We start from the raw sequence: 3394 nt of genomic DNA on the forward strand, positions 1-3394 counted from the left end.
GGCCGGCTCGTCTACGCGGGCGCCGGCACCGCCGGGCGGCTCGGCGTCCTGGACGCGTCCGAGTGCCCGCCGACCTTCAACACCCGCCCCGGCCAGGTCGTCGGCCTCATCGCGGGCGGCCCCGACGCCATGGTCACCTCCGTCGAGGGCGCCGAGGACTCCGCCGCCCTCGCCGAGGCCGACCTGGCCGCGCTGGGCCTGACCGCCGACGACACCGTGGTCGGCGTCTCCGCCTCCGGCCGCACCCCGTACGCCGTCGGCGCCGTCACCCACGCCCGCGCCCGGGGCGCGCTGACCGTCGGGCTGGCCTGCAACCCGGACAGCGCGCTGGCCGCCGCCGCGGAGCACGGCATCGAGGTGGTCGTCGGGCCGGAACTGCTCACCGGCTCCACCCGCCTCAAGGCGGGCACCGCCCAGAAACTCGTCCTCAACATGCTGTCGACGATCACGATGATCCGGCTCGGCAAGACGTACGGGAACCTGATGGTCGACGTGCGGGCCTCCAACGACAAGCTGCGCGCCCGCTCCCACCGGATCGTCACCCTGGCCACCGGGGCGGACGACGCGGCCGTCGAGCGGGCCCTGACGGCCACCGGCGGGGAGGTCAAGCACGCCATCCTGGTGCTGCTCACCGACACGGACGCCGGCACCGCGGCCCGGCTGCTGGACGAGGCGGACGGTCACCTGCGGGCCGCGCTCGCGAAGGCCGGGAGCAGCGGGCCCGCGGACGCCTGACGTCACCGCGGGCTGTGACAGGGTCCGGGGCCGCTGGGATACTCGTACCGACCCGAACCCCCACGGAGACGGACACCAATGAACCACGCGCAGCTCACCGCACTGGGCCGCGCCCTGCGCCTGCTCGGCGAACACGGCGAGGCGCTCGGCGGCGACACCCCGGACGCCAAGCTGCACGAGGTCAAGGCCGACCTGCGCCGGGCCCTGGACCTGCTGGAGGAGGGCGTCACCTCGGCCGCCCCCAGCACCCGCTGCCCGGAGCACCCCACCGGGCCGGTCGACGAGAGCGCGCCCGACCTGTGCCTGCTGTGCGAGACGCGGCGGCGCGCCGCCCGCCGCGCCGAGTTCAACGGCCCGGCGCCGCAGTACGCGCCCACCGAGCCGGTGCCGTCCCGGTACGGGGTGCGCGGCGACCGGCCGCAGCCGCAGCAGCGCTGGCTGCCGGAGGCGTGGAACGGCCAGGCGTGGCAGCTGTGCGGCACCCCCCGCCGGGACCGCCGGGAGGCGGAGCTGTACCTGGCGGCGCAGCGGCGCGGCCCCCGGCCCGCGATGGCGTACCGGATCGTGCACGAGTTCACCGACTACGAGGTGCTGCGGGTGTGGGGCACCCCGGTGCGGGTCGACATCGAGCCGATGGGCGGCCTCTGACCGCCGGACCGCCACCCGCCCCGGGGCGTTCGCCGGCCCCGGAGAACGCCCGAGGGCGGCACCCCCCGGAACAGGGGGTGCCGCCCTCGGTCGTGCGACGGACGGATCCGATCCTCGAAGGGATCAGAAGTCCATGTCACCGCCCGGCATGCCGCCGCCGGCCGGCGCGGCGGCCTTCTCCGGCTTGTCGGCGATGACGGCCTCGGTGGTGAGGAACAGCGCGGCGATGGAGGCGGCGTTCTGCAGCGCGGAACGGGTCACCTTCGCCGGGTCGATGATGCCTTCCTTGACCAGGTCGACGTACTCGCCGGTCGCGGCGTTCAGGCCGTGGCCCGGGGTCAGGTTGCGCACCTTCTCCACCACGACACCGCCCTCGAGGCCGGCGTTGACGGCGATCTGCTTCAGCGGGGCCTCCAGCGCGATGCGCACGGCGTTGGCGCCGGTCGCCTCGTCACCCTCGAGCTCCAGCTTCTCGAAGACCTGGGTGGCCTGCAGCAGGGCCACGCCACCACCGGCGACGATGCCCTCCTCGACGGCCGCCTTGGCGTTGCGGACGGCGTCCTCGATGCGGTGCTTGCGCTCCTTGAGCTCCACCTCGGTGGCGGCACCGGCCTTGATGACGGCCACGCCGCCGGCCAGCTTCGCCAGACGCTCCTGGAGCTTCTCGCGGTCGTAGTCCGAGTCGCTGTTCTCGATCTCGGCGCGGATCTGGTTGACGCGGCCCTGGACCTGGTCGGCCGAGCCGGCACCGTCGACGATGGTGGTCTCGTCCTTGGTGATGACGACCTTGCGCGCCTTGCCCAGCAGGTCGAGCGTGGCGTTCTCCAGCTTGAGGCCGACCTCCTCGGAGATGACCTCGCCGCCCGTGAGGATGGCGATGTCGCCGAGCATGGCCTTGCGGCGGTCGCCGAAGCCCGGGGCCTTGACGGCGACGGACTTGAAGGTGCCGCGGATCTTGTTGACGACCAGGGTCGACAGGGCCTCGCCCTCGACGTCCTCGGCGATGATCAGCAGCGGCTTGCCCGACTGCATGACCTTCTCCAGGAGCGGGAGCAGGTCCTTGACGTTGGAGATCTTGGAGTTGGCGATCAGGATGTACGGGTCGTCGAGGACGGCCTCCATACGCTCCATGTCGGTGGCGAAGTACGCCGAGATGTAGCCCTTGTCGAAGCGCATACCCTCGGTGAGCTCCAGCTCCAGACCGAAGGTCTGGGACTCCTCGACGGTGATGACGCCTTCCTTGCCGACCTTGTCCATGGCCTCGGCGATGAGCTCACCGATCTGGGTGTCGGCGGCGGAGATGGAGGCCGTGGAGGCGATCTGCTCCTTGGTCTCGACGTCCTTCGCCTGCTCCAGCAGGGCGGCGGAGACCGACTCGACGGCCTTCTCGATACCGCGCTTGAGGGCCATCGGGTTGGCGCCCGCGGCGACGTTGCGCAGGCCCTCCTTGACCAGGGCCTGGGCGAGAACGGTCGCGGTGGTCGTACCGTCACCGGCGACGTCGTCCGTCTTCTTGGCGACTTCCTTGACCAGCTCGGCGCCGATCTTCTCGTACGGGTCCTCGAGCTCGATCTCCTTGGCGATGGACACACCATCGTTGGTGATCGTGGGGGCGCCCCACTTCTTCTCGAGGACGACGTTGCGGCCCTTGGGGCCGAGCGTCACCTTGACGGCGTCCGCGAGCTGGTTCATGCCGCGCTCGAGGCCGCGCCGCGCCTCCTCGTCGAACGCGATGATCTTGGCCATGTGAAGTGGTCCCTCCAGGACTGGGGGTGATTCCTTCGGACCGCGCCCGCGCCCGCGACGGACGGCTCGCCGGCCCGTGGTTCCTTGCCCCACGCGGCCTGCGGGCCTCACCGACCCGGTCCTTCGTTGTCACTCTCACCTTCAGAGTGCTAACGCCAATGATTAGCACTCGACCCCCCCGAGTGCAAGGCGCTCCCGCGAAGCGGGCCCGTCGGCCGGTCGCGGCCGGGCGGGGCGCGCACGCCCCTGTGCTGCGGCGGAGCGC

At 72.2% G+C, this 3394-nt stretch carries 3 protein-coding genes; 2 read left to right on the forward strand and 1 reads right to left on the reverse strand.

Features of this window, described 5'->3' with window-relative positions:
- On the forward strand, window positions 1-735 hold a 735-nt coding region (murQ, locus tag G3I53_RS16935; protein ID WP_164438510.1), incomplete at its 5' end, for an N-acetylmuramic acid 6-phosphate etherase.
- A 78-nt stretch (window positions 736-813) separates the two neighbouring features.
- The gene (locus tag G3I53_RS16940; protein ID WP_164347399.1) at window positions 814-1383 is read left to right on the forward strand and encodes a hypothetical protein; all 570 of its coding nucleotides are present in this window, start codon (window positions 814-816) and stop codon (window positions 1381-1383) included.
- A 123-nt stretch (window positions 1384-1506) separates the two neighbouring features.
- On the opposite strand, the gene groL is transcribed toward G3I53_RS16940, so the two are convergent.
- A complete protein-coding gene (gene groL, locus G3I53_RS16945; RefSeq protein WP_164334599.1) occupies window positions 1507-3129 on the reverse strand; it encodes a chaperonin GroEL in 1623 nt (540 codons plus the stop codon).
- Window positions 3130-3394 lie beyond the last annotated feature (265 nt).

It is taken from the genome of Streptomyces sp. SID14436, assembly GCF_010548465.1.
Taxonomy (GTDB): Bacteria; Actinomycetota; Actinomycetes; order Streptomycetales; family Streptomycetaceae; genus Streptomyces.

Excerpts from the sequence above, each read along its gene's own strand:
- G3I53_RS16940 (WP_164347399.1), top strand. The coding sequence starts at position 814 with ATGAACCACGCGCAGCTCACCGCACTGGGCCGCGCCCTGCGCCTGCTC.
- groL (WP_164334599.1), bottom strand. The coding sequence starts at position 3,129 with ATGGCCAAGATCATCGCGTTCGACGAGGAGGCGCGGCGCGGCCTCGAG.